This is a genomic window from Verrucomicrobiota bacterium (assembly GCA_037139415.1).
Classification (GTDB): Bacteria; Verrucomicrobiota; Verrucomicrobiia; order Limisphaerales; family Fontisphaeraceae; genus JBAXGN01.
On record JBAXGN010000023.1, the window covers coordinates 14,996 to 41,993 of the forward strand.

A 26,998-nucleotide genomic window follows, 5' to 3' on the forward strand; every position below is an offset into this window, starting at 1 on the left:
GGGCTGATGTTATCGCTGCTTGCGCAATTCCACGGTTTTATTTTTTTCGTTGATTACCCATTCCATGCCCGGCGGCTTGCTGGGCAAGGTATCCATGTGCCGCACCATTTCCCGAAAGTTCTTTGGCATGCGTTTTTCGCGGGCGATGAATTCGTTTAGCATGCCGGTCAATTCAGCCGAAATACCCAGATAGGGATTGGCGTCGTCCGGCGCTTGGTTGACGGTGGGCACGGCGGCGGGCGCAGGGGCAGGCGCTGGATTATCTGTAGCCACCGGCAAGGGAGCAAAGACGGAACGCTTTTGGGTCGGCGCCGATTCCACCGGCACCGCAGCCGTGTTTTGCACCGGTTCTGTCGATTCAGCCGAAGGTGCTGGAGCAGACGGCGGCGTCTCAGTTTTTTTAACTGAGTCGCTACTCTTGCTGCAAGCAGTCAATAAAGCGATGCAAGCGCTGCACAGCATCACTAATTTTCCCATAGCCATGCGAACAACATACCCGTCCATACCGACTTTCGCAAGCGTAAAAGGTTGAATGAGTCCGCACCCTGGTGCCGTCTAAACAGGGCAATGCATTCGCTTTCGTGTCCGAGGTCCGGGAGAACATTCCGGCGCATTTGGGTTTTGCTTTGGTGTGCCGGGCTGGCGTTGGCCTTGGCTGGAAACCGGGCGGAAGCCGAACAGGTGGTCATTTCCAAGATCATGTTTCGCCCGCCCGCCGGGTTGCCCGCCTATATTGAACTCTGCAACCACACCAGCCAGCCAATGGATATGGCCCAGTGGCGACTCTCTGGCGGTGTCAAATTCGAGTTTCCCGCGTACTCCGATGGCAATCCGCGCGCGACCTTTTTGCTTCCCAAAGAACGGATCGTGATCACGGAAGGGCACGCGCTCAAAGCCCGGACGGCCTACCAGATTCCCGCCGGGGTGCGCATCTTTGGACCGTGGAAAGGGGAGCTGGCACCCGAGGGGGACAAGCTCAATCTCAAGGACAAGAATGGCCTCACGTTGTGTACGGTCAGTTATGGCAGCGGTCGGCATTGGCCGGTCTCAACGCGCGGTGCCGGACATGCATTGGTGCTGAAAAATCCGGATGGCACCGTGGATGACTGGCGCAATTGGACCGCCAGCGACCTGCCGGGCGGAGCACCGGGAACGGAATTGCCGAGAACCAATACGGTGCCCACGGCCCCGCGCTTGAACGAAGTGCATTTTAAGAATCGGACCACCCTGGATTGGATTGAACTGTATAACCCCACGCCCACCAAACTTTCCCTGGACGGGATGTTTCTCGCCTCGCAACCGGCCTTCGCGGATCGGGTGCCGTTAAAAGGCGAGTTGGCTCCCGGCGCGGTCTTAGCTTGGAAGGTCGCTTTCAAGGTTGGCGCCCAGAGTGTCCCCGTATTTCTGGTCGGGACTTCCAATGTCGTGGTGGATGGCCGGGCCTTCACCTTTTCCCCTTTTGGCGATACCTATCAAGCCTATCCGGATGGCGGCCAGGAATGGTATTTATCCAAGAACCATACCCGCAACGACCCCAATCAACCCGCGCGCAATCTGGATATTGTCATCAACGAAATCATGTGTGAACCGCCTTCCGTGCTCACCAACGCGCCGCAGTATGTGGAACTATATAATCGCGGAAAATCCACTGTGAACCTTTCCGGCTGGTCGTTTGCGGAAGGCATTGATTTTGTATTCCCACGCGGCACAAAAATTGCGCCGGGCGGTTACCTGGTCGGCGCCTCAAACACCAACCGGATGCGGGAGATATACGGGAACATTCCGGTGGTGGGCAATTTCAAAGGCAAACTGAGCCATCACGGGGAACTCCTGCGCTTGGTGGACGCCTTGGGCAACCTCGCCAACGAGGTGGACTATCATACCGGCGGCGACTGGCCCGCGCTGGCGGCGGGCGGCGGCAGCAGCCTTGAACTGATGAATCCCTGGCTGGATAACCGGCTGGCCTCCGCCTGGCGGGACAGCGATGAAAGCCGCAAATCGGTCATGCGCGAATATCGCGGCTCGGCAAAATACGAACAACTGAATACGATGGGCGGGCCAACCGATTACAAGGAACTGTATTTCCACCTGGTGGGCGAGGGGCATCTGTTGCTCGAAAACGTCTGGCTGGGCAAACCCGGCGGCACCAATTTCCTGGTCAATACCGACCGGCTTTCGGATGACGGACGCAGTGCCAAAGGCTGGCTGGCGCAAGGCACCCATGCGGACACTTTTATTACCAACGGCCAGTTGCATATCATTGCCGATGGCCACGGCGATAACCGCCCCAACCGCGTGGAATTGGATGCGCTGGGTTTGACCAAGGGGGAAATGTGCGAATTGCGATTCAATGCGCGCTGGATTTCGGGGTTGCCCCGGCTGATTGCCTCCACGTGGGAGCACAGCCTTACCGCTTCGTTTCTGGTGGATCTGCCGTTGAATCTGGGTACCCCGGGCAAACCCAATTCCCGATTGGTGGCGCAACCGCCCCCGCAGGTGGACGACTTGCGACACCGCCCGGTGGTACCGCGTAGTAAAGACGATATCCAGATCACCGCGCGCATTACCGCCGCCACCACGCCCGTTACCGTTCAACTGTATCACCGGCTGGATACGGAATCAGGTGCCAATGCCTGGACCAAACTGGTCATGCGCGATGACGGACCGGCCAGCGGCGGCCTTGCGGGCAGCCACTGGTACACCGCCATCCTGACCAATTATCACCGATCGGGTGCCGTGGTGCAGTTTTACGTCGCTGCCACGGGACCAGCCGGGCAAACCTGTCTGCAACCTCGGGCCGGATCAGACCGCCCCGCGCTGCTGATCGTGGATGACCAATCCATCCCGCGCGATTTGCGGAACGTGCGCTTTATTGTCTCGGCGTATGATGCGGACTCGATGCAACGGGGAAATACCGCCAAATACGGGTATCGCTACCCGCGCCTGTCCAATCATCACCTCAATGCCACGATGATTGTGAACGAAGAGGAAATTTTTTACGGAGGCGAAATCCGCAATGCGGGCAGCCCGTTCTGCCGGGCCGAGGGACTGCAACGACCCAAATTCAAACTGCCGGGCGACCAGTCGTATCGCGGGCGACGCCATTATTATTTTGATAACGATCCCCAAGGGAACAATTTCCATAACGAGGTCTGCCGGTACTGGCTTTACCTGTCGGGCCTGCCAGCGTCGGAGAGCGAGGTGGTCCGGGTAAAAGTGAACCAGAATGGCCCGGAGCTGTTTGATGATACGGAGACCATGGGGTCTGAGTTTCTAAACCGTTGCTTCAAACACGGATCGCGCGGGCAACTTTTCCGGATTGATGATGAATGGTGGTTCACCGACGATTGGACGCCGCAAAATCGCGATGCCGATTGGCAATACAAAGGCACCGACAACCCCGGACGCTACCGCACCGAATGGATGAAGCGCACGAACGAGGTGGAAGATGATTACACCAGCCTGATCCGGTTCTTCAAACTGATGAGCGGCGATAAATATACCCAGGAGGAAATGGAGCAGGTCATGGATGTGGAGGCCGTCATGAAGCTGGCCGTCGTCCGCGGGTACACGGCCGATTATGACAACTTTACCATGGACCGCGGCAAGAATGCCTTCTTTTATGAGAAGACCGATGGCCGTTTCATGTTCCTCCAGTGGGATAGTGACCTGGGTTTCGGCGATCCCAACATGCATTTCTACGGGGAACGCGTGCGGGTCTGGATGGAAAAACCGTGGAACCGGCGGTTGTTCTCTTATTATCTGGACCAGTTTGAAAAAAGCCTGAAAACCAACCAGCGGTTTCGTACCTGGCTGGAACTATTCCGGGAAAGCGGGAGCAAGAAGTTCGACGTAAACCAGCAGTTCTATCTCGACTTTTGCAACCAACGGGGTGGAGCCGTCAAAAACACGCTGGGATCTGAGTGGACCGCCCCGCTGCAAATCACTCCCTTGAACGCCACCAACACTGTCACCAACGCCACGGTGACACTCACCGGAACAGCGCCATCCGCGTACTTTGCGCTGCAACTGGTGGAAGCGCCCAAACTGCGGCCGGCGTGGAAGGATCAGGTCAAATGGGAATTTCGCGATCTGCCGGTGCGACCGGGGGAAAACCGGTTTACGGTGCGAGGCTTGAGCCATACCGGCGAGGTGCTGGGTGAACAAAAGGCCGTGGTCCAGCGACTTTCCGACCATCCGCATTGACCAGCGTACAACCAGGCCAAGGCAGTTCAGGGGGCAAAGAGCGAAAATCTTTTGTTCGGGGAAGTCTCCCCATGCAGTCTCCCCCCGACCATCGCCTGCTCACAACCAGGTGAACGGCAGGCCAACCAAATTCTCCTCATACTGTCGCGCCTGGGTGTCGTTGTTAATCACCACGCCCAAGCGCGCTTTGTGCTCAGTCACGAAATCCCGCAACCCGCCCAAAGTTCCCCTCCACCACCAAATCCACTTCCGCGCCGGCCCCCGTCCGGTAATACACCGTTTCATACCAAGCATTATCAAACCAACACTTTCATATTGCAGGGTATAAATTTGCAGAAAGTCATGGCCTTACGTTCACCCAGCGCCGCTTCCTGGGTTTCCGCCATGCCCAGGACGAAATCCATTCCATGCTTGATTGCCGCGCTGGAACCCGATATGGTACGGCCATGCCTGCGGTCAACAAGCAATGCTCCCTAACTGCCTCGCGTCAAGTTGCGGGGGTGCCAGCCGTCCAAAAAAGTAAATTCCTGCTATCACTTCACTTATTGGTCACCCTCCTCTTGGCTGCTGCTTCTGCCTTCGCCCAGCAACCTTCCGTCTGGCCTTTTCCGCCGCTCCCTGCTGTTCCGGCAGGAACAAATCCGGCGGCGTATCCCATGCCAAGGATGGATTGGTTTAAGCGCGTGTCGCTCAACAACGAAAACGCCAAAAAGGAGGGTGACGCCATCCAGCTTATTTTCGACGGTGACTCCATTACCGATTTCTGGGCAGGTAGGGGAAAGGCGATCTGGACTGAACGGTATGGTAACTATCACGCTTTCAATTTCGGCATTGCCTCAGACCGCACAGAACACGTTCTCTGGCGGCTTTCGCAGGGCCAGGTGGATGGCCTTCATCCCAAGCTGATCGTCCTCTTGATCGGAGCGAACAATGTTTTCGCCAACCCCCCCGAGCAAATTGCGGAAGGTGTGAAAGCGATTGTTGCGGATTACCGAAAGCGGTGCCCCAACAGCTCGATTCTCCTCCAGGGCATCTTTCCAAGTGGTGCCAGTTCCACGAGTCCCCGCCGCGCTCCGACTAAAACGGTCAACGATATTATCTGCAAATTGGCCGATGGCAAAAAAGTGATTTATATTGATTTTGGCGAGAAATTCCTGAGTCCCGACGGCTCACTGAGCGCGGAAATCATGCCCGACTTCCTGCACCCTTCGACCAAGGGTTATCAGATCTGGGCGGACGCGATCCAGCCAATCATTGATCAACAGCTTGGGGCGAAATAGCGCCAAAGTGCTTTCAATCAAAAAGCGAATTTTCACCAGTGACCGGCTGAATTCGCAGGGAAAATCCCTATTTAACCAAAGAAACATCATGCGTTGCAGTGCTAGAAATTGGGGAAGAATCGCAGGGCTGGCCTTTACCGCAGGGGTGATGGCGCTCGCCGTTCAGGTTAATGCCGCGCAGAACAAAACAGCGCAAGCGCCAGAAGCCACCGCAAAAGGGATTAGCGACGCAGACGCGCGTTTCTCGTTTCTGACGCCATGGGACGATGCGAAGGCGAACTTCGTGGACGTCAGCAGTCTCAACAACGGCCCGGCCGGATCGCACGGGTTTATTGTCGTTAAGGACGGCCATTTTGTCGAAAGCAATACCGGCCGTCGGGTGCGCTTTCTGGGTGCCAATCTCTGTTTTGACGGATTGTATCCCGCGCATGAAGACGCGGAAAAAATTGCGGCCCATCTCGCCAAGTACGGCATGAATGCGGTGCGCTTCCACCACCAGGACACCACTTTCAAGTTTCCAGGGGTGGAAGGTCGCCTGTGGGATCCCAAGTATCCCGACAGCCGTCACATTGATGCCGGCCAACTGGAAAAGATGGACTACCTGGCGGCTCAACTCATAAAACGCGGCATTTACATTGATATGTGCCTGCACGTATCGCGTAAGTTCAAACCGGCGGACGGTTTTCCCGAAGGCGTGAGCAAAATCCCGTTCGACTTCGACAAGCGCGTTGACATTTTTGATTCGCAGATGATCGCCGTTGACAAGGAGTATTTCCGCGACCTGCTCACCCACGTTAATCCTTATACGGGCAAGACCTATGCCGCCGACCCCGGCCTCCTCAACGTGGAGATCAATAATGAAAATTCTCTGCTGGGCCTGTATGGCGAAACGCTGGGGATGGGCCTTTACGCATTGCCTGCTCCCTATCACAAAGAATTGACCGACCTGTGGAACGCTTGGCTCCTCAAAAAGTACGGAACAACGGCGAAGCTGGCCGCCGCGTGGGCTTCGGCCGACCAGACAACAGGCTCAAATCTATACCCGCCTTCAAACGATCCCGCCAAGTGGACTCTGGAAATCCAGCCGGGTAATGAGGCCACCATCAAGAGTGATGACGGCGGAGTGCGGGTGGATGTTCCCAAGGCAAGTGGCACGGACTGGCAGTTACGGTCATACCAAAAGGGGCTGGGCATCCTGGAGAATGGCAAGCGATACACCATCACCATGGAAATGAAGGCGGACACGGACTGCGTCCTGGGAGTCGGGGCCTATCTTGATGATCCGCTTCCTCCAAAGCAAATCCAACTCGGCCTGTTCGGGCGAGTGAATTTGACCACGCGATGGGTGACTCGCTCGTTGGAATTCAAAGCAATCAAGGCGCGGGATGGCCACAATCTCCTGCCAGTCCTGAACCTGGGCACAAGGACCGGCTCGACGTGGATTCGCAATATAACTCTCAAAGAAGGAACTGGTGGGTTCAGCCTTTCAACGGACCAGACACTGGAGGCTGGCACTGTGCTCCTGGATCCTTCCGGCAACCTTGCTCCGCGCGCGGATTGGCTTCAATTCTTGGCGGACACGGAAATGGCCTATGTCAACGATATGCGCTCTTATCTCCGTAAGGACCTGGGAGTAAAACAGTCCATCTTCTGCTCGCAGTTGGGCTACGGCGGTCTCTGGGCCAACTACCGCGAGGCGAGCAGCGATTACATTGACAACCACGGTTATTGGGAGTGCCGCAATTCCCTATCCGAAATTGTCAAGAACCAGCCCATGGTGCGGACGCTGGCTACCCGAAATACCTTGAGCCGAATGGCCATGGACATGAACGCAGGTCAGCCGGTGTCCGTTACGGAATTCAACCATTGTTTCCCGAACGAGTTCCGGGCGGAGATGATGCCGGGCTATGCGTCCTTGGCCGCGTTTCAGGATTGGGACGCCATTTTCGTCTTCTGCCACCAGAGCTACGGAGCCAAAGGGGCGAAAAACGGCCAAAACGATCGGATGCGGTTTCCATTGGAAGCGTCCGCTGACCCTGCCGTTTGGGGCTTCATGCCGTCTGCGGCAATGATGTTCCGCAGCGGGCTGGTGCCAGTCGCCCCCACCGAACGAATCCTGGCCATGCCTGCCAAGTTCCCCGCCGATAAAGTGGCGAAAGGACTTACCATCGCCAAAGCATGGCAGGATAAAGGCGTGGTCCTCCTGGACGCGTTCAAATACCGCCTGCGACTGGGGATCGGTTTGCCGGACGTGCTCCCCAACCCAAGTGCCCCTGAGGGCGTCCTCAAGGTGGAGGTCACAGACCCGCAGACGGCCCGGTATGTGGTGGACGCTCCGGCTGCAAAATCGGTTCACGGGTTTGTGGGCGGACAAACCGTGTCCTTCTGCGGTGCCACGGTTGTGTTCGGTCAACTCACACACAATTTCGGGGCTCTGACGCTGGTAGCGATGGATTCCAAGCCGCTGGCGCAGTCCTCCCGGATCCTGCTAACCATGGTGACCCACACGCAAAACAAAGGCCAGACGTGGAACGAAGCGCATTCGATGTTAGCCAAGGTTGGTGATGGTCCGCCCCAGGTGGACGCAGCGTCGGCAACCGTCTCCATTGCCGCCGACGGCCCCCGCAAGGTATTCACCCTGGACGGCTCTGGAGAAAAGCAGGACCCTGTTCAATCGGCCTTTAAGAACGGGCAAGTTTCCTTCGCCATCACGCCCGCTCAGAAAAGCATCTGGTTTGCCATCACCAAACCTTAAACACTGCCATGACACCGGTCGGCGATTTCAAGGTGAGAATTCCCCGAAACCAGATTTCGCTCTTTGAACTCATAATCCGGTTTGGATGCGGGAGGTACCGCCATCCACATGCCGAGCAGGGCCGAAAATTCGCCCTTGATCCGCAGCCTGGGATGGCCGGAAAAACAGACGTGGAAACAGGCTGGACAAAGGCCGTCCGTTGCGATTATGTTTTCACCGTATGCAAGACGTAAAGCCATTATACGATGCCATTGTGACCGGCGACGCTAAGGCCGCCCGGAGTTTCACTGAAACTGCCATTGCCGCAAACTGGGACCCCATCCGACTCGTCAACGAGGCCATGATTCCCGCCATGGATGAAGTGGGACGCCGTTTCGGCTGCAACGAATATTTCGTGCCGGAATTGTTGCTTGCCGCCCGCGCGATGAAGGGCTCGCTGGAGCTGATCCGCCCGCTCCTGATCGCCAGCGGTGTCCAACCGATTGGCCGCGTGGCCATCGGCACCGTCAAAGGTGACCTGCATGACATCGGCAAGAATCTCGTGGCCGCCATGTTCGAGGGCGGCGGCTTTGAGGTCATTGATCTCGGCGTGAATGTGCCGCCCGAAAAATTCATTGAGGCGGTCAAAAACAAAAACGCCAATATCGTCGCCATGTCCGCGTTGCTGACCACCACCATGCCGTCCATGAAGAGCACTATTGACGCCTTCAAACAGGCCGGCCTGCGCGACCAGGTGAAGTTTCTGATCGGCGGCGCGCCCATCACGCAAAAGTACGCGGATGAAATCGGCGCCGACGGCTACAGCGACAACGCGGTGGGCGCGGTGGCGCTGGCCAAGAAAGCGCTTGGTAAATAAGGCGCGCGCACCCAAAACGCCGAATCATCGTTTTCCATTTTTGCCATGCATCCAGTGCTTGACTCGCTGCTCGCCCAAGGCCCCGTGCTTACTGACGGTGCATGGGGTACCCAATTACAGGCTCGCGGACTCGCCGTGGGCGATTTTCCGGACGCTTGGAATTTATCCCGCCCGGACAAGGTGGGCGAAGTTGCCAAGGCGTATGTGGACGCCGGCAGCCGGGTCATTCTGACCAACACCTTTGGCGCGAATGCCATCCGGCTCGGTGAAAATCAACTGGCGGATAAAATGGCGGAGATCAACCGGCGCGGCGTGGAAATCTCCAAACAAGCCGCCGCTGGCAAAGCCCTGGTGTTTGCCTCGATCGGGCCGACCGGCAAGCTGCTGATGAGCGGGGAAATTACCGAAGAGGAATTGCTGAAAGCCTTTGCGGAACAAGCCGCAGCCATGGCCGAGGGGGGCGCGGACGCTCTGGTGGTGGAAACCATGGGTGATCTTCTGGAAGCTCAAACCGCCGTTATTGCTGCGAAGCGCACCGGGCTGCCGGTGGTAGCGTGCATGGTCTATGATGCCGGCAAAGACAAGGATCGCACGATGATGGGCGTCACGCCCGAACAAGCCGCCAAGGGTTTGGCGGAGGCGGGTGCGGATGTCATTGGCGCGAATTGTGGTCAGGGAATTGCCGGGTTTGTGGCCATCTGCCGCCGCTTGAAAGCCGCAACGGACAAACCCATTTGGATCAAAGCCAATGCCGGTCTGCCGGAAATGGTGGACGGCAAAACCATATATCGCACCACGCCCGCCGAGTTTATTTCGTATCTACCCGCCTTGATGCAGGCCGGTGCCGCGTTTGTTGGCGGCTGCTGCGGGACCAGTCCGGACTTCATCCGTGCGGCCCGCCAGCAACTCAACGCCCGATGATTTCTTCATTGAGGCACGTGCGTTCCAATGGCTAATCCAGCCGCTGATAAACTGGTCCGTTGGCTGCCGGTGGGCATACTGGTCACCGGCGGTGTAATTTTATTGTTCGGTCTTCACGCCAACCGGCACGGTTTGAGCGAACGGGCGCCGGGTGCCGACTTGGTGGAAACCACGAACGGCCCGGCTGGTATCGGAAAATGGGAGGGCAAAGTCGTCACGGGTACCGGTGTCGCCTCCAAGCTGGCCGGCGAGTGGCCACGGTTTCGCGGTCTCCAAGGGAATGGTATAAGTCCCGAGTCCACCCCGCTCCTAAAAGCCTGGCCTGCCGGTGGCCCCAAGCAACTGTGGAAAGTGGACGTGGGTGAAGGGTTCGCGGCAGCAGCGGTTTCAAAGGGCCGGGTGTACGTCATGGATTACGACCGGGCCAACCAGTCCGATGCCTTGCGCTGTCTCTCCCTGGATGATGGCGCGGAAATCTGGCGCTACACGTATCCCTCAAAGGTCAAGCGCAACCATGGCATGTCGCGCACCATCCCCTTTGTGGCGGACCAATACCTCATCGCGCTGAGCCCCAAATGCCAGGTGCTCTGCGCCGATCCGGTGCGTGGGGAACTGAAATGGAAAATGGATTTGGTCCGGGAATTCAATGTGGAGGTCCCGCCTTGGTACGCCGGCCAGAATCCGTTCGTGGAAAATAACCGGCTTATTTTGGGCACCGGCGGAGACGCCTTGCTGGTGGCGGTGGATTGCCTTACCGGCAAAGTCCTCTGGAAATCGCCCAACCCAAACAAATGGCAGATGACCCATTCCTCGATCGCAACGCTGGAGTTCGCCGGGCGCAAGCAGTACGTGTATTGCGGCAGCGGTGGCGTGGCGGGTGTCTCGGCGGACGATGGCACGATCCTTTGGGAATACCTGGATTGGAAAATCAGCATCGCCAATATTGCCACGCCGGTGCCGGTCGGAGACGGACGCATCTTCTTTTGCGGCGGTTATAATGCCGGCAGCGCGATGATTCAGCTCAAGGAGCAGGCGGGAAAAATTACTGTGGAAACGTTGTTCCGCCTCAAGCCCGCGATTTTTGGTTCCACCCAGCAGACCCCGATTCTCCACAAAAAGCACCTTTTTGGCGTGCGCCCGGATGGACAATTGGTGTGTCTCGATTTGAATGGCAAATCGGTTTGGGAAAGCGGCCCCACCCGTCGGTTTGGCAGTGCTCCGTATCTGATCGCCCAGGATATGATTTACGTGCTGGACGATGACGGCACGCTCACGTTGGTTGAAGCCGCGCTGGATGGTTACAAGGAACTGGTCCGCGCCAAGGTGCTCGAAGGACCGGATGCCTGGGGGCCTATCGCCCTGGCAGGCGGACGGTTGATTGTCCGTGACAACAATAAAATGGCCTGTCTGGACGTTGGGGCGAAGTGAACAATAAAAAGTCCGTGGGGGTTACCCACGGACATTGCTCGGAAATATGGAACGCGTTATTTGGCGCCCTGATCAATCCACGCGCGCAGGAGACCCACTTCGTCTTTGGTAAACGGATCCGCCTTGCCTTTGGGTGGCATGTTCTGGTCTTTATCTTTGCACACCCCGGCTGCGCATTGCACGATTTTGCTGGTCTCGCTCTGGCCCGGAGTGATCACCTTCTTGCGGCTCTTCAAAAGCTGGTCCAGCGCATCCAGGCGCACGCCCGCCTTGGCCTTCTCCGCATTATGGCATTTGACGCAGGAACGCTCGAACAATGGTTTAATGTCCGTGGCATAGGTGACCCCGGATTTGTTCGCTGGCGGGGGGAGTTCCGCAGCCGACACAGCCAACGCGGTCAGCGTGATGGCCGCGCATCCCAGGAATAGAGCCCAATTTGTTTTCATAGTTTTATTTAAAATGACAGGGATGGTGAGTAACCATCCCTGTGTCGCGTTCAAACTAGATGCAAAATCATTTTTTGCAAGTACCCGGTTATTTTACTTTCTTCACCTTTTCCCAACGATCGGTCTTGGCGGACTTGAGCACGGCGTCGCAGACATATTGGGTTTCCAGCGCCTCTTTAAAGGTGGGGCTGGCCGGTTTGCCGCTGGCCACGCCTTGCAGGAAATCCGCCAGTTGATGCACAAAGCTGTGCTCGAAGCCGATGATCAGGCCAGGGACCCACCACTTGTCCATGTACGGATGCTCGCCGCCATGATCGGTGACGTGGATGGACCGCCAGCCGCGCAGCTTGCTCTCGTCCTTGTGACTGAACCATTGCAGGCGGTGCGGGTCGTGCAAATCCCAGGCGATGGAGCCAAATTCGCCGTTGATTTCAAAGGTGTTGAGCGCCTTGTGTCCGCGCGCGTAACGCGTGGATTCAAACGTGGCCAGCGAGCCGTTGCTGAACCGGGCCAGAAACGCGCAGGCATCATCAATGCCCACCTTCTCCATCTTGCCAGTAAGTTGGTGCATGCGCTCTTTGACGAAGGTTTCCGTCATGGCGGTGACCTTATCTATGCTGCCATTCAGCCACAGCGCGGTATCAATGCAGTGGGCCAGCAAATCGCCGGTGACGCCGCTGCCCGCCGCTTTCACATCCAGCCGCCAGAGCGCATCGCCACCCTGCGGCACATCCTTGGAGATGGTCCAGTCCTGGAGGAATTTGGCGCGGTAATGGAAGATTTTCCCGAGGCGTCCCTCATCAATCAGTTGCTTGGCCAGCGTGACCGCCGGGATGCGCCGATAATTGAACGATATCAGATTGGGCACGCCCGCCTTTTCGACGGCTTTGACCATCGTTTCCGCTTCCTTGCCGTTCCGGGCCAGCGGTTTTTCGCAGATGATCATCTTGCCGGCCTTGGCGGCGGCAATGGCGACTTCGGCGTGCAGGTTGTTGGGCAGGCAGATGTCCACCAGATCAATGTCCTTGCGCGCCAGGAGTTTGTGATAATCGGTCTCGAACGATTCAAAACCCCAGCGTTCCGCAAAAGCCATAGCCTTTTCCCCATTGAAATCGCAAATCGCCTTCAAGACCGGCTGATATTCCAGGTCGAAGAAGTTCCAGACTTTGCGATGCGCGTTGGTGTGCGTGCGGCCCATGAAGCCGCACCCGATGACTGCTACGTTGAGTTTTTTCATAAGCTTTATTCGTTTGATCAGGCTTTCCATCCGTGGTTGTCGCGCACCTGGATCATCGCCGCGAGGATGTCGTTCCAGGTTTGCGGTTTCATCATCACATCATTCGGGAACATGCAGCCATCCCAGCAGATGTGCTTGAATTTCTTTGTCACTTTGCCGCTGTCATCCCGCATCCAATAGCCCGCGTCGCGCGCGATGTTCAGCTTGCCGTTGGGGTCCGTCGCCAGGCAATGGCGTCCGGTCTTGTCATGCGAGCCGCTGCCCTTGACCGTGGCGTCGTTTTGCGCCACGTGGAAATCAATCGTCCAAGGACGTAGCGCCTTGGTGAGCTTTTTCATCCCGGCGTGGAACTGGCTGGGGTCCCAGGAAAACTTCTCCGGCACCAGACGGTGTTCGGGGGCATTGTAGCCCAGCATGTAAAGCAGCGTGTGGGCCATGTCAGCCTGGAAACCCAGCAGCTTAGGCTGGTTCACCCCTTCGAGCACTTGCAGCATGTATTTCCACGAATGCATGGAGCCCCAGCAAATTTCGCCTTCTGCGGCGAGCTTCTCGCCGAAGCCTTTGGCGACCTTCGCGGCTTCTTTGAAGGTTTCAATGATGCGTTTGGTGTTGCCCTTGGGGTCCTTGTCCCAATCGGTGACGCTGGAGGCGGTGTCAATGCGCACCACGCCGTGCGGGCGGATGCCCAGTTCGCGCAGTTTGGCGGCGATACGGCAGCCTTTCTTGACCTGCCCGACAAATTTCTGCCGGTCTTCCGCGCCGCCCATGGCCGCGCCGCCGCCGGTGGGCGGCCAGATGGGGGCCACCACCGAGCCGACCACCAAATTCTTGGCGGCGATTTTGTCCGCGATCTTTTTCAGATCATCGTCCGAGGAATCAATATTGATATGCGGCTCGAATAGGAAAATATCCACGCCATCGAACTTGATCCCGTCGACCTCGGCGGCGGCGGTCAGGTTCAGCATGGTATCCAGATCAATGCAGGGTTCGGCGCCGGGGCTGCCTTTGCCCACCAGGCCGGGCCACATTGCGTTGTGTAATTTGGGATAATTATTGGGGTGAATGCTCATAACGTTGTCTCGCAAATGCAAAGCCCGGCGTTAGCCTTGCCAGGCAAGACCCGCAGACCTTTTTGGCTGGGACTCGTTTGCATCATGCTATTGTGCTGAGCACCTTATCCATCCGTAGCCGCCCGCGCAATAATAATTTGGCCCGGCTTACAATAATCAGCAGGGCTGCATCAAGCGCGTTGGTGCGTTACGAATACTACGAGGTGGGCAGGGTCTGTGGTTCCGTACCCCCTCACCTCTTTCCTCTCCCTCGGGGAGAGGATTTTCATTATCCGGCTGAGGGAGCAGGCATAATCGCTTTACTTTATTCCGGGTGATTCCGCTGCACTGGGAACACCCGAACCGCCGCTTCCAGCTTGAACCAAACCGAGCTTGATGCAGCCCTGTGGGGCAGGTGATTGGGGGTGGGAGAGCACCAGAAAGCACCCGCGAGCACCCAAAAGCACTCAAAATGAAAATTTTGCAGTTGTTCCTCATGCACCGGTGAGTTTCCTAACGTAAATTTGCGGGGAGCGGCTGGCGACGAGATAGCGCAGGGCGTCGGCGGCATCATCCCCACCGGTCCCTTCCTCGTTGACATTGGTTTTGAGGACATCGCCGGGGCGGTCCGGGTCGTGCTGCACATAGGGCAGGCAGGCGAGCAAGTGCTGGCAGCGTTTATGGATGAAGAGGGTGGGTGGAATGCCGTGATCGGGATCGCCCAAGCGGTCCAGGATGGCAGACCAGCCGGCCATCCGGTCCATGTAGGCGGGGCGCAGATTCAGGCCGTGTTTGCGGTATTGTTCGGCGGTGGATTCGCCGTTACTTTCGCGACTGAACAGGTCCGCACCGGCCACGAACCAGGAAAGGAGTTTTTTCTGGCCCCGGCACCAAAGCATTTCCCGCGCCTGGCAATGCTCCGGGTATTGAGCCAGGAGGCTTTCCCGCAAATGATCTTCGCTGAGATAGATGCCGTGTTGGGCGATCATGGCTTTGATAGCCTGTGCCTGCCGTTTGGCAATCCAAAGACGCTCGGCGAGTTCGTCCAGCACATACAGGTTATCAGCATGGTCAAAACCGCCCAGCAGGACGACGTTACGGTGAGTGTAGCCGTAGTCCATGGCGGCAAACCATTTGACGATGAGGGATTCCTTGAACTGGTCGTCGAGGATGTGCACCTCGGGACGAAAGTTTTTGAAGTACTGACCGGCGGAAATGTCCCACTGGCCCTGATACCAAGCCGCATACTGCCAGCCAGTGCGGCTGGCCAGATGAACTTTGTATTCCGGGTTAATAAAGGCGTTGTCGTCCACGCGGGCCGGAATGAAGCGGGTAGCGGATTCGGTGCCGCACTTGGAAGGCACGATAAACTTCTCGTAGTACCACTGGTGGCCGATACCGCCGGGATTGGTGGTGGAATACATGCGCGGATGCCAGTTAGGCTTGGAGGTGCGGCAGCAGGAGGAGATGTCCTCGTACTTGCGCAGGGTAAGCTGGGTGGCCTCCTCGATGGCGATGACGTCATATTCCAAGCCAAGATAGGCATCAATGTCCTTCTCGCACTGGTAATGGCCGAGGACAATGCGGGAGCCGTTGGCAAAGGTGAGCAGGCCACGGGAGGCGTTGAATTCGTGGGGTAACCGATGGAAGAGCCGCCGGCGGAGATCTTCAAAGTTTTCGAGGTTGGATTTGCCGACCTTGCGGAGCAGCAGGCATTTGAGGCCGGGGATGCGCTGGCAGTCGTCGGCCCCGAGCTGGGCGAGGAGCCAGTGGGATTTGCCGCCGCCGCGCGCGCCGCCGTAGCCAATGGCCTTGGGGCCACCGGGTTGATCGCAGAGCCGGGCGGCGGCACTGGCGGCGAGCTGCCGGGTCTGGAGGACGATGCCGGCCTTGGCGAAGTTTAGGAGCTGATCCTTGGGACAGCCTTGCTGCAAGCCGAGCTGGAACACCTGTTTCAGCTTGGCTTGGGCAGCGGGAGCGAGGGATTGGGGATTCATAATTTTAGTAATCAGTAATCAGTAATCAGTAATCAGTAATCAGTAATCAGTTATCAGTTATCAGTTATCAGTTATCAGTTATCAGTTATCAGTTATCAGTGACCAGTGATCAGTGACCAGTGATCAGTGATCAGTGATCAGTGATCAGTGATCAGTGATCAGTGATCAGTGATCAGGGCGTTGCACTTTTTTACACCTTTTTGCACTTTTCTGCACTATTTTGCACCAGTTTTGGCAGGGCTTTCGGCGCAGGCTTGATCGAGGAGGGCCGTGAGTTGATCACCCAGGCTATTCGCCAATGCGGCAGGGTCCTCGGCGACACTGCGGGCGGCTTGCTGGCCAATTCGGGAAGCGACTTCCAGCGCTTTGCAGGCGTCTGCAAAACTCATCAGGTCCACGTCGCCGTCCACCATGCGTTCAAGATAGCGCTCGGCGGCATCGAGCATGGCTTCGGCCACGGCGTATTGGCGGTCGCGGAACGCCTTGGCGCGGGCGGCGGCATCGAGGCAATCCTCGCGGTGGGTGGTAATTTCGGTTTCGGTGTATTGTTCCGCACACTGAGCGGCGTGGGTTTTGATGCGACCGCGCCAATCGAACTCAAGCGCCCAGCCTTTGACGGTGCGCAGGGAAGCGCCGATTTTATCAGCCACCGCCGCATAGCGGCGTTGGGGGCCGAGTTCCAGGTAAACGCGGAAGGCCTCGGCGGCACGGGCGGATTCGCCAGCCGGACGGGCGGGTTGAGCGATGGGCTCCGGGTTCAGGGAGCCGGGTGTCGGTAACGGATCATTCATATAATGCCTTTCATCTATGCAAAGTTTCGTTTTGCACCACCCAGACTAACACGTTTTTTGAGGCCGCCAGGAGAGGGAGCAACGCGGGTGCGGCGAATTGCGGGTAGGTGCAGGTGGATTCGCGAAGGTGCGCGAGGAGGACGTATGGATTTTAATAAAAAAGTATTTGACAGGGTTTTGGCGGGCGGTGAGCCGGTGCCAAGCAGCCAGTGACCGAGAAACCAGTGATCAGTTATCAATAAACAGTGATCAGTTATCAGTAAACAGTGATCAGTGACCATTGCAAATTTGGGAACCGAACCAGGCACCGTCGCCAGGGTGCCGGGCGTTGTTTTATCATCAGTCATATATTACCTTTCATTTACGCAAAGTTTTTCTTTGCAATAACCACGGTAACACATTTTTTAAGACAGCCAGGAGCGGGAGCAACCCAGACGCAGCAAATTGCAGTCCGGCGCAACATGACGCAACGTGGTGAAACAATATGAACATCAAATATTTTTAAAATAGTATTTGACAGGTTTTTTGGGGAACTCGAAGTTGAGATAAAGCAGAGAAGAAAGGGAAACCATGGCAAAAAGATAAGCTGGCAAAAATATGGGGAACAAATTCATTTTGCAGAAAGATGAACTGGCAGAAAAATGAAGACTGGGAAATAGAAAGCCGGGGAGCGGATTTTGCAAAAAAATGCCGTCGCATGCAAACGGAGGATGGACGGAATGGGGCATTGCAAATTGAAAATTGTAAATTTCAAATTGGAGGGCCGAGCGGATGGGAGTTATGGGACGGATGGCCTACCGCAACGCAACAAGTGAAGGCAGAAAATGCGCTAAAAAGCAAAGTCCAGCTAACAATAAACGAAAGGAAAAACCAGATAAAACCACTGATTGCTATAATGCTCCTTCTCGATTCAAAAGGAGGCATCATGAAAACAGGAAATCCTATGAATGCCCCCCTAAATCTAAAACGACCTTCAGGTGTTTGAGCAGAAAATCGAACAGCAGTTTGTTGTGCCTCCACTGAGCCGCCGAGATATTCAGGGGGGCGGAACCGTCTCCCGGAGTACTGTCCCGATCAACCGTCTGCTCATTTTCGTCCCCTTCCAGTTTGCAGCCCCGCGCCAGCCTGATTTATGCGCTTGCTTCGCCTCCGCGATGGGGTTAAGCTCCGCATATGAATGCAAAACGTGAAAAGAAACGCAGGCGGGCCAAAACCAATGCTCCCTTACCGCAACGCGACAAGTGAAAGCATCCAATGTGCCAAAAAGCAAATTCCTATCAGTGACCAGCCAAAGAGCGCGACTTTTGGGCTCTCCAAGGCTTTTGTTCCATTCCTGCGCCTTGCATTATTAAGGTTCCTTCTTTACTGTTTGCCCATGGCCATTCATCACCCGGTCATGCGTTCAGGTCACATGGACTTGGTTTTCAATGGCAGAGCGGGATTTCACACGTCATAAGCGATTACCAGATGCCATGACCGCAAACATTCATCGCGCCAAGCCAGCCCCCCGCGCCAAACGGTCCGCCGCCCGGACCCGCCGAAATGCTCGGTCTGTGCCACCGCCTCCTGTGAAGATCGGCTCCTGGGAATACATGTTCCGCATGCTGACGGTTTTCCAGCGAACTCACCAGCATTGCAACGTGCCCTTTGAGGAGCGTCCGGGCAGTCTGGGCCGTTGGCTTCACGACCAAATTGCCGATGCCAAGGCCAGCCGACTGCCACTGAAGCGATGCCAGCGCCTCGCCACCTTGGGCGTCGTGTTGGACATCGCGCTCTCCCCCTCACCCCAGCATCTGCACTTGGAGGTTCTCTGGGAAAAGCGCTTCACGGAACTCCTGGCGTACCAGAAGCGGTTTGGCCACACCTGCGTTCCCTCCAAGTGGAGCGAGAACCCGGCCCTGGGCGCCTGGGTGCATTGCCAGCGTGCCTACCGTAAGAAGAACCTGCTCGCCGCCAACCGCATCGCCCAACTCAGCCAAATCGGGTTCGCGTGGTCCGCCCCTGACCGCTTAAACCCCATGCGTGAGGAAAACCGGGATAAACTCTGGCGCCACATGTTCGACCAACTCCAGCGCTTTCGGCAAGGCCACGGCCATTGCCGGGTGCCCTCCGATTGGCCCGAGAATCCGGGGCTGGGCCAGTGGGTCCAGAGTCAGCGACTCGCAAACCGCAAAGGCCGGTTGCGACCCGACCGCAAAGCGCTCCTCGAAGGCTGTGGCTTTGCCTGGCAGGACGATAACCATGTCAGCAACGAACGCTGGCAGCGTCAGTTCGATGCCCTCCTTGCCTTCAAGGCTCGGTTTGCCCATACCCTGGTGCCTTCCAACTGGGCCGAGAACAATTCCTTGGGCGCTTGGGTCTATATCCAGCGGGCTTACCGCCGGAAAAATTTGCTTAGCCCCGACCGCATCGCCCGCCTCGACGCCATCGGGTTCACCTGGAGCGGTCCCGGCCGCCTCGGGCCGGCACGAACCGAGGATTACCGGCTGCGTTGGGAATTAAAATTTGAACAACTCCGCCAATTTAAGGAATCCCACGGACACTGCCAGCCCGCCGCATCCATTTTGAAGGAGCGCTCCCTGGCTGATTGGGTTAAAACCCAGCGCGCCGCTCAGCGCGCCGGCCGACTTGATCCCGCTCACAAGGAGCGCCTCGACGCCATCGGGTTCTCCTGGAGCGTCCCCGGCCGCCTCGGGCCGGAACGAACTGAGGATTACCGGCTGCGTTGGGAATTAAAATTTGAACAGCTCCGCCAATTTAAGGAATCCCACGGACACTGCCGGCCCGCCGCATCCATTTTGGAGGATCGCTCCCTGGCTGATTGGGTTCAAACCCAGCGCGCCGTCCAGCGGGCTGGCCGACTTGATCCCGCTCGCAAGGAGCGCCTCGACGCCCTTGGCTTCGACTGGAAACCAGCCCCGGGCGGCAGAGTTGTCGGCCTTACGCCCGCAGAACACGCCCGGTTGTCCGAATTGCACCACGCTCAGCGCGAACGGCTATGGGGGCAGCGGCTGGCCGAACTGGCCGCCTTCCGTGAACAGCACGGACACATCTGCGTCCCCGCAGAGTCGCCGTTGGGGACCTGGCTCGCCCAACAGCGCAAAGCCGCTTCCCGAGACCAACTCGTGGCGGAGAAACGCCAGCGCCTGGCCAACCTGGGCGTGAACTGGCTGCCCCTCGAATCCACGTGGGAGCGCCACTTCCAAAACCTCTGCGATTTTCATCGTCAACACGGCCACTTTCACGTGCCCAGCGGCTACGCTCCCGATCCCGATCTGTACGATTGGCAGTACCGCCAGCGCTATCTCCATCGTCATGGCAGCCTGCGTGAAGACCGGAAGCAGAAATTTGAGGCCCTGGGCTGGACCTCGAGTCCGGGGCCAGACTCTGATCACGAGGCGAAGTGGGAAAAGCGTTTCGCCGAACTCCTCGCCTTCAAAGAGCGCCATGGCCATTTCCGGGTCGCCACTCGTCATGGCAGAACGTCGCTGGGTATTTGGCTTGGCAACCAGCGCCAGCTAGCCGCCCAAGGCAAGCTCTCCCCCGACCGCCGCGAACGCCTCGTGGCTGCCGGCGTGCAATTCGGGCGCTTTGCCCCGGACAAGTGGCAGTCGCGTTACGAACAACTCGTCGCTTTCATCGCCCGGCATGGTCACTGTCATGTGCCGTGCGACGACCTGGCTCTCGGCAAACTTTTCAACTGGATCTCCGTCCAGCGCACGGTTAAGCGCCTTGGTAAACTTGGCCCCGAGCGCCTCCGGATGCTCGAAGCCATTGGCTTCGAATGGAACACCAGCGCCACGCGCATTAACCCTGGCAAGCTCGCCCACTGGGAGCGCATGTATGCCGCCTTGGTTGAATACCAGAGACAGCACGGCCATACGCTCGTTCCTTTTGATTGCGAGGTACCTGCTCCGGTCGGGGCCGCGGCGCCTGCCAGCCCCCTGCAACTGGGCCGCTGGGTTGCGATGCAGCGCCAGGCTTTCGGACTAGGTAAAATTAAACCCGAGCGCCAGCGCCGGCTTAATGACCTGGGTTTTGTTTGGAATACCCTTGAGGCGGGATGGAAATTAAACCTCCAGGCGTTGCAAACCTTCCGCCGCGACCATGGCCACTGTCAGGTCTCCCAACGGTTGAACCCGGAACTCGCCGTCTGGGTCTTCACCCTCCGTCAGCAGCGCAAAGACGGCAAACTTTCGGCGGAGCGGATACGCCAGCTCGACGAGCTGGGCTTTGCTTGGCAGGCCCGCAATCTGCGATGGGAACACCGCTTTGCCGAACTGCTCCACTACCAGCAAACCAATGGCCACTGCAATGTGCCGGCCCAATGGAAGCCAAACCCCGCGCTGGCCGGCTGGGTCGATCGACAGCGACAGGGGCACGCGCGCGGCACCCTTGGCGCCGAGTTCACCCAGCGGCTCGAAGCCATTGGGTTTAGTTGGAAACGCTCCTTCCGTCACAACCCGGAGGCCGACGCCCGCTGGGAAAAAGAATTCCAAGCGTTGGCGAATTACCAGCGCCGCCACGGCTCCCTCCGCGTGCCCCGCCTGTCACCGAAGTATTCCGCCTTGGCCCGCTGGATCTATTGCCAGCGCCGGATCTACCGCCAGAAACTATTGCGCCCCGACCGCCAGCGCCGTCTCGAAACCATTGGCTTCTTCGCCGCCCCCGCTCCCGCCGCCTAGTGAGCCCCTCACGCCCCAGCCTCCGCCGGAACTTTTTTCTTGCTCGCTGAGTCCGCGTCACTTGGGGTATGGTTTCCCATATGTACTAAACTTACCGCAACGCGACAAGTGAAGGCAGAAAATGCGCTAAAAAGCAAATTCCTATCAGTTGCGACCACTGCTACAGGGTGGTGGGACCAGGCACGCAGCCTGCCGCCAACCGTCTGCTCTTTTTGCCTACCTCCAGCCTGCTTTATGCGCTTGCTTCGCCTCCGCGATGGGGTTAACCTCTGTATATGAATACAAAACGTGAAAAGAAACGCAGGCGGGCCAAAACCAATGCTCCTTTACCGCAACGCGACAAGTGAAAGCATCAAACGTGCCAAAAAGCAAATTCCTATCAGTTTATGGCTCAGTCTCCCACAGATTTATTCATAAGTGAACTTCGTAAGGTCACCAGCGACGGATATTTGTCCGGCGATGAAGTCTGGCAGCTGGCTAAATGGCTGAATGAACATTCCGATGCCATGAAAGTTTGGCCTGGGAGCCTCTTTGTGGAACCCCTGAACGAAGCGTTTGCGGATGGCATTCTTGACAACGATGAAATGGTTCGTATCGGTACGCTAATACGGGAGGTGGAGCGTGAATGGTCACTTCAGTCCGCCCCCGTCCAAGAGGACACTTCGCTCGTTACCGAGGAAACCGAAATATCGGTACTCGAACTGCCCGTCATCGATAGTTCGGTAATGGTCCCATCAAGCAGCCGCCCCATTTCATATAAAGTCGATTTATTTGACAATTCCTGCACCTGTGAAGATTGGCGCAAAAACCGATCAGAAATCCCGGTAAACAACTTGAACCGTTGCTGCAAGCACATTGCGCAAGGCCTGCTTGAGGTCGAAGCTAAAGGTGTCTTCCTCATGCCCGATTACCTGCGTGCCATCGCCGAGGAGTGTGTCCAACGAGATCGCGGCATTAACCCCCGCAGCCAATGGGTCGTGATTAATCTTCCCGAATACAGGAAGGAAGACCCTGTGCTGGTGTCGTGGGATAATTCCCCTTGGTGCAACGTGTATGCCCCTGCGGGCGTCAATTATGAACGCTACGGTTACAATTGCTCGGAGGTCCGCTGGGCTTATGGCCTTGCTCCAAACCGAGGCCGTCGAATCGCACGGGCGATCCATCAATTGCTTAAACCCGCTGGCGACCTCGATTACAGAATTTCGAGCCAACAACTCTCTCCTGAGGAGCAGTCGGGCTTCCTTCATCAGTTCGGATTCGACACCTCGGACATGTCTCCCTTTGAGACTGAACTTTTATTCACGCGGGTATTACGCCCAGTCACAAACGCGATTTCAAAAACGTTTAAACATGTGCATGCAATCGAGGAGCGCCATAAGGAAACCCTTCAGAATGCGATTCTGCGCTCCGATTTCTGCCGTTCATTGCCAAGGTACGGTCCCTACTCCAAATGGGAAGAAATGGAAATTCCTGATCGGTCGCTGACGAAGGAAGAGCGCATGAAGATCACCGACCTCGCCTTCGGTGTGCTCCCGCCAGAAGTCTTCCTGGCATTGGAATCAAACGGCATCAAGAAATACAAAGCCGATTTGGACGTAAAATTGAAGGACAGTTACTGATAAGAATTTTGTGTTTTTTTAGCCATTGCTTTTATCAGTTGGGACCGATGGGACGCAGGGAGCTATGGGCGGGTGGTCACCATGCTTGAACAGGATGGGGCATTGCAAATTGAAAATTGTCAATTGCAAATTGGGGAGCCAAGACGGAAGACAGTAAACAGTGATCAGTCGGGGCTTGAAAGGTGGGACGGATTGAGGCATGAATGGAGTCGTAGCCCGATATTGATGAACGGGAATTCCCTGCCGCATGGGGCGGCCGGGCGTGGCATCCGGGTCGGGCATGAAAAGCGTATGAATCCTGAGATTCGTGAATTTATTGGGCGGTCGGCTTATTGCCAACGCGAAGTGCGCACGCTGGCAGGGATGTTGCCCGCAGACAATGCGGCGCTGGACGCTTTGATTGGAGAGACGGTTGTGACGAGCGATCAACGGGAGTTTCTGTTCCTTGTCATGGCCGCCTTGTCCGCCGGGCGGCCGGTGTCAGCACGGCATCTGGCGCTTGGGACGGTGCTGATCCCCGACCCGTGGACTTTGGGAGGCATCGTCACTCACATGCAGGGGGACATCGCCACACCACTGGTGGAGGCGGTGCGGAATGTGTTTTTACCGCCGAATATCGTGGCGAATGCGTTGTTCCTGGCGGCACACTGGCATGAGGAGCACAGCGGTGGAAAGCTGCCAGGGCCGCTGATCGGGGCGGCGCGCGTAGCGGTGCGGAACAAGACCAACGGGCAGGCGGACTGGGCACTGCTGCACGCGGTGGCATTGATCAGTGGGGATGAGGGACTGTACACGCTGGTTTTGGAAAATCGGGGTTTGAAGAAAGGTGACGCAACGCTGGAGGAATGGAATAAGGGGGTGAAAAAGCTGGGGGACAATACGCTCGATATCTGGCGCAGAGATCCGATCGGGCTGGTGCCGGAAAAGCATCAAGCGGAACTGGCGACCGCAAATACCATGCGGCGGGCGGTGTCGCGCATTGGCCGGAATGAACCCTGCCCCTGCGGGAGCGGGAAAAAGTACAAGCACTGCTGCATTGAAAAGGATCAGGAGCGCCTGCGGCACTCCACGGAAATCGCGGGGATGACCGAGGCGGAATTACACGCGAACCCGGAGCCGTTTTTAACGGCGGTCAGGATTGAACAATACCAAGGTCACGAAGTGGCCCGTTTCGACCCGCGCAAGATTGCGCCCGGCCTGCACGTTGATTTTCTGGCCAAGCTCTGCCGCTGCAAGTTGCTTGATGCCGTCGTGGAAGCGATGGAGAAACTTGGCTACCGCGATGAGCTCAAAGAGCCGTGGGAGCAGATTTCATTACGCGTGGCACGCGCGGGACGGAAGGACCTCGTGGAGCGGATGATGAAGTTGAATCCGGAAGGCGGGACGAAAACCCATGACGGCCACCTGCTGCTCATGATGGCAGAAGCCGACCCTGTGGCGCTGAACAATCATCTCATGGAGTCAGTCCAGCGAATGCTGGCCGATGACGAAGTCAAGGAACTTTCCAACTTTGCCTGGGCACTGCTTCAGTCGAGGCTCTGTCCACTGGGCATCCTGGTGGCGCGGAGCCTGATTCCCATTCTTCCCCAGCAGGATGCCGCCCGGCTGTTGACCGATATTTTGGTGGCGCGCGATTTATTGCTGCTACCACCGGACGAGCCGTTCAGCGACATCATGGACAAACGGTTTCTGGACCAGCGCCCGGATGAGGGCAAGGATGCCGAGGCATTGCGTGAAGCGCTACGGAAGCTCGACGCAAAGGTGCAGGAGGTGCAGCGGTACAAAGAATCTGTTCAGCGCCTGCAAAAGGAGGTGGCGCGCCGCGAGCAACTGGCAACGACTTCCGCCACGACGGTGATCGCGCCCAAAGCACCCGTGGACGCCAAGGCGCTGGAAGAATTGCGCCAGAAGGTGCAAACGCTCAAGTCATCACTCAAGGAGCGGCACCAGGAGCGGAATACATTACGGCAGGAATTGCAAAAAGCGCATACCGACTTGGATTCGTTACGCCAGAAAGCGGCAGCACCGGTTCCCGCTGGGAACGGGCCGGAAACGGATCGCGAAGAGGATTGGTTACTGCCGCAGGACGCGCCGGAAAACCAGCCGGTGCGGGTCATCGAGTTTCCGCGCAATTTTCAGGATTCATTGGCAAGTTTGCCACGCTCAGTCGCGCGGGGAACGTTGACGATGCTGGGTCGGCTGGCGGCGGGCGAGCCGGCGGCATTTGTGGGCGCGGTGCGACTCAAGGCGTGCCCGGGCATCATGCGGCATCGAATCGGGATTGATTTCCGGCTGTTGTTCCGGCTGCTGCCGGATCGGGTGCAGGTGGTGGATTTGATTCCCCGGCAGGATTTGGAGCGAAAGATCAAGACGCTGGTGTGATACGGAAAATCCGATTTTGCAGAAAGATGGAAAAAGGGACATGGCAGAAAAATTAGCTGGCAAAAATATTAGGACAGGATGGACAGGATGAACAGGATGGGGATTGCAAATTGTAAATTTCAAATTGGTGAGCCGAGACAGGCTGGAGGCGGGAGAACCAATGAGCACCGAAGGCCCGATTTTGCAGAAAAATGAAGACCGGGAATTTTAACCACGGATGACACGGATGGCACGGATAAGACCGAAGCGCGACATCCGAAAGAACTTTTGCAGGAAGATGGGGGAACCGGACATGGCAGAAAAATTAGCTGGCAAAAATATTAGGACAGGATGGACAGGATGAACAGGATGGGGATTGCAAATTGTAAATTTCAAATTGGGGAGCCGAGACAGGCTGGAGGCGGTAGAACCAACGAGCACCGGAGGCCCGATTTTGCAGAAAAATGAAGACCGGGAAATTTTAACCACGGATGACACGGATGGCACGGATAAGACGGAAGCGCGACATCCGAAAGAACTTTTGCAGGAAAATGGGGGAATCGGACATGGCAGAAAGATTAGCTGGCAAAAATATGGGGAACAGAGACGGAAGACAGTAAACAGTGATCAGTTATCAGTAAACAGTGAGCCGAGAGGATGGGACTGATGGGACGCAGGGGAGCTATGGGCGCGTGGTCACCGTGCTTGAACAGGATGGGGCATTGCAAATTGAAAATTGTAAATTTCAAATTGGGGAGGCAAATACGGAAGACAGTAAACAGTAATCAGTCGGGGCTTGAAAGGTAGGGTGGTTTGTGGCACGAATTGAAGCGTAGCCCGATATTGATGAACGGGAGTTCCCTGCCGCATGGGGCGGCTGGACGTAGCATCCGGGTCGGGTCGGAAAAGAGTATGAATCCTGAGATTCGTGAATTTATTGGGCGGTCGGATTATTGCCAAGGCGAAGTGCGCACGCTGGCAGGGATGTTGCCTGCGGACGATGCGGCGCTGGCGGCCAGACGCGTTTGAGGCCGCCAAGCGCGAGGCCGCCAACCTGCCACCCACTCTGAAAGTGCCGGTGAGTGCCGCGCGCATCGGCCCGCTGGCAATTGCGACAAACGCTGGAGAACTCTTCGTGGAGTGGGGGCTGTCCATAAAGAAGCGCTCGCCCTTTCCCCACACCATCGTGAGCGAACTCACCAACGACTGGGTCGGTTATGAACCCACAGCACAAGCCTTCGAGCACGAGGGGTACGAGACTCTAGCTGGCGTGGATTTTGTGTCACTTCAGGGAATCCAAATGCTGGTGGATACGTCGGTTGAGCTGCTGCAGCAACTGGCGGCCGAGGATCGCCAATGAGCGCGAC

Annotated in this window: 19 protein-coding genes; 11 read left to right on the forward strand and 8 right to left on the reverse strand. The window is 57.1% G+C overall.

The genetic code is table 11. The features are described from left to right. Positions 1–9: 9 nt before the first annotated feature. Complete coding sequence (locus tag WCO56_06050) at positions 10–345, reverse strand: hypothetical protein (protein ID MEI7729111.1); 336 nt, start codon at positions 343–345, stop codon at positions 10–12. A 276-nt stretch (positions 346–621) separates the two neighbouring features. Between WCO56_06050 and WCO56_06055 the strand changes: the two genes are divergently transcribed. Then, complete coding sequence (locus WCO56_06055; GenBank protein ID MEI7729112.1) at positions 622–4,206, forward strand: lamin tail domain-containing protein; 3,585 nt, start codon at positions 622–624, stop codon at positions 4,204–4,206. 99 nt (positions 4,207–4,305) lie between these two features. Here the strand turns inward: WCO56_06055 and WCO56_06060 are convergent, their stop codons facing one another. Continuing rightward, positions 4,306–4,491 carry a hypothetical protein gene (locus WCO56_06060; protein MEI7729113.1) on the reverse strand — a complete coding sequence of 62 codons (186 nt, stop codon included), beginning with the start codon at positions 4,489–4,491 and terminating at the stop codon, positions 4,306–4,308. A gap of 398 nt (positions 4,492–4,889) precedes the next feature. Here WCO56_06060 and WCO56_06065 point away from each other — a divergent pair, with 398 nt between their 5' ends. The 5 genes from WCO56_06065 to WCO56_06085 all read left to right on the forward strand — a co-directional run bounded on the left by WCO56_06065 (position 4,890) and on the right by WCO56_06085 (position 11,446). Then, positions 4,890–5,486 carry a GDSL-type esterase/lipase family protein gene (locus WCO56_06065; protein ID MEI7729114.1) on the forward strand — a complete coding sequence of 199 codons (597 nt, stop codon included), beginning with the start codon at positions 4,890–4,892 and terminating at the stop codon, positions 5,484–5,486. Between the two features lie 88 nt (positions 5,487–5,574). Then, positions 5,575–8,241, forward strand: coding sequence for a hypothetical protein (locus WCO56_06070; GenBank protein ID MEI7729115.1), 2,667 nt, complete (start codon positions 5,575–5,577; stop codon positions 8,239–8,241). Between the two features lie 220 nt (positions 8,242–8,461). Further along, positions 8,462–9,097, forward strand: coding sequence for a corrinoid protein (locus WCO56_06075; protein MEI7729116.1), 636 nt, complete (start codon positions 8,462–8,464; stop codon positions 9,095–9,097). 45 nt (positions 9,098–9,142) lie between these two features. Then, a complete protein-coding gene (locus tag WCO56_06080; GenBank protein ID MEI7729117.1) occupies positions 9,143–10,018 on the forward strand; it encodes a homocysteine S-methyltransferase family protein in 876 nt (291 codons plus the stop codon). A gap of 27 nt (positions 10,019–10,045) precedes the next feature. Further along, on the forward strand, positions 10,046–11,446 hold the full coding sequence (locus WCO56_06085; GenBank protein ID MEI7729118.1) for a PQQ-binding-like beta-propeller repeat protein: 1,401 nt from the start codon (positions 10,046–10,048) through the stop codon (positions 11,444–11,446). A 56-nt stretch (positions 11,447–11,502) separates the two neighbouring features. On the opposite strand, the gene WCO56_06090 is transcribed toward WCO56_06085, so the two are convergent. From WCO56_06090 to WCO56_06115, 6 genes are all read right to left on the reverse strand, one after another. After that, on the reverse strand, positions 11,503–11,892 hold the full coding sequence (locus WCO56_06090) for a c-type cytochrome domain-containing protein (protein MEI7729119.1): 390 nt from the start codon (positions 11,890–11,892) through the stop codon (positions 11,503–11,505). Positions 11,893–11,980: 88 nt separating this feature from the next. Then, the gene (locus WCO56_06095; protein MEI7729120.1) at positions 11,981–13,129 is read right to left on the reverse strand and encodes a Gfo/Idh/MocA family oxidoreductase; all 1,149 of its coding nucleotides are present in this window, start codon (positions 13,127–13,129) and stop codon (positions 11,981–11,983) included. Between the two features lie 17 nt (positions 13,130–13,146). Continuing rightward, a complete protein-coding gene (locus tag WCO56_06100) occupies positions 13,147–14,199 on the reverse strand; it encodes a TIM barrel protein (GenBank protein ID MEI7729121.1) in 1,053 nt (350 codons plus the stop codon). 473 nt (positions 14,200–14,672) lie between these two features. Next, positions 14,673–16,175, reverse strand: coding sequence for a hypothetical protein (locus WCO56_06105; GenBank protein ID MEI7729122.1), 1,503 nt, complete (start codon positions 16,173–16,175; stop codon positions 14,673–14,675). Positions 16,176–16,390: 215 nt separating this feature from the next. Then, positions 16,391–16,966: a hypothetical protein gene (locus tag WCO56_06110; protein ID MEI7729123.1), complete on the reverse strand. Its 576-nt coding sequence runs from the start codon at positions 16,964–16,966 to the stop codon at positions 16,391–16,393. A gap of 14 nt (positions 16,967–16,980) precedes the next feature. Further along, positions 16,981–17,313 (reverse strand): hypothetical protein, encoded by a 333-nt coding sequence (locus WCO56_06115; GenBank protein ID MEI7729124.1) that lies wholly within the window; start codon positions 17,311–17,313, stop codon positions 16,981–16,983. Between the two features lie 278 nt (positions 17,314–17,591). Here WCO56_06115 and WCO56_06120 point away from each other — a divergent pair, with 278 nt between their 5' ends. The 5 genes from WCO56_06120 (at position 17,592) to WCO56_06140 (ending at position 26,991) form a co-directional block, all read left to right on the forward strand. Next, on the forward strand, positions 17,592–17,951 hold the full coding sequence (locus WCO56_06120) for a hypothetical protein (protein MEI7729125.1): 360 nt from the start codon (positions 17,592–17,594) through the stop codon (positions 17,949–17,951). Positions 17,952–18,519: 568 nt separating this feature from the next. Beyond that, positions 18,520–21,651, forward strand: coding sequence for a helicase associated domain-containing protein (locus tag WCO56_06125; GenBank protein ID MEI7729126.1), 3,132 nt, complete (start codon positions 18,520–18,522; stop codon positions 21,649–21,651). Between the two features lie 386 nt (positions 21,652–22,037). Next, positions 22,038–23,270 carry a hypothetical protein gene (locus tag WCO56_06130; protein ID MEI7729127.1) on the forward strand — a complete coding sequence of 411 codons (1,233 nt, stop codon included), beginning with the start codon at positions 22,038–22,040 and terminating at the stop codon, positions 23,268–23,270. A 291-nt stretch (positions 23,271–23,561) separates the two neighbouring features. Continuing rightward, the gene (locus WCO56_06135; GenBank protein MEI7729128.1) at positions 23,562–25,652 is read left to right on the forward strand and encodes an SEC-C metal-binding domain-containing protein; all 2,091 of its coding nucleotides are present in this window, start codon (positions 23,562–23,564) and stop codon (positions 25,650–25,652) included. A gap of 907 nt (positions 25,653–26,559) precedes the next feature. Beyond that, positions 26,560–26,991, forward strand: a complete 432-nt coding sequence (locus WCO56_06140) for a hypothetical protein (protein ID MEI7729129.1) — start codon at positions 26,560–26,562, stop codon at positions 26,989–26,991. Positions 26,992–26,998: the final 7 nt, after the last annotated feature.

Coding starts and splice junctions, on each gene's coding strand:
- WCO56_06060 (MEI7729113.1), bottom strand. CDS start 4,491: ATGAAACGGTGTATTACCGGACGGGGGCCGGCGCGGAAGTGGATTTGG.
- WCO56_06070 (MEI7729115.1), top strand. CDS start 5,575: ATGCGTTGCAGTGCTAGAAATTGGGGAAGAATCGCAGGGCTGGCCTTT.
- WCO56_06075 (MEI7729116.1), top strand. CDS start 8,462: ATGCAAGACGTAAAGCCATTATACGATGCCATTGTGACCGGCGACGCT.
- WCO56_06080 (MEI7729117.1), top strand. CDS start 9,143: ATGCATCCAGTGCTTGACTCGCTGCTCGCCCAAGGCCCCGTGCTTACT.
- WCO56_06085 (MEI7729118.1), top strand. CDS start 10,046: ATGGCTAATCCAGCCGCTGATAAACTGGTCCGTTGGCTGCCGGTGGGC.
- WCO56_06090 (MEI7729119.1), bottom strand. CDS start 11,892: ATGAAAACAAATTGGGCTCTATTCCTGGGATGCGCGGCCATCACGCTG.
- WCO56_06095 (MEI7729120.1), bottom strand. CDS start 13,129: ATGAAAAAACTCAACGTAGCAGTCATCGGGTGCGGCTTCATGGGCCGC.
- WCO56_06100 (MEI7729121.1), bottom strand. CDS start 14,199: ATGAGCATTCACCCCAATAATTATCCCAAATTACACAACGCAATGTGG.
- WCO56_06105 (MEI7729122.1), bottom strand. CDS start 16,175: ATGAATCCCCAATCCCTCGCTCCCGCTGCCCAAGCCAAGCTGAAACAG.
- WCO56_06110 (MEI7729123.1), bottom strand. CDS start 16,966: ATGAATGATCCGTTACCGACACCCGGCTCCCTGAACCCGGAGCCCATC.
- WCO56_06115 (MEI7729124.1), bottom strand. CDS start 17,313: ATGACTGATGATAAAACAACGCCCGGCACCCTGGCGACGGTGCCTGGT.
- WCO56_06120 (MEI7729125.1), top strand. CDS start 17,592: ATGAACTGGCAGAAAAATGAAGACTGGGAAATAGAAAGCCGGGGAGCG.
- WCO56_06130 (MEI7729127.1), top strand. CDS start 22,038: ATGGCTCAGTCTCCCACAGATTTATTCATAAGTGAACTTCGTAAGGTC.
- WCO56_06135 (MEI7729128.1), top strand. CDS start 23,562: ATGAATCCTGAGATTCGTGAATTTATTGGGCGGTCGGCTTATTGCCAA.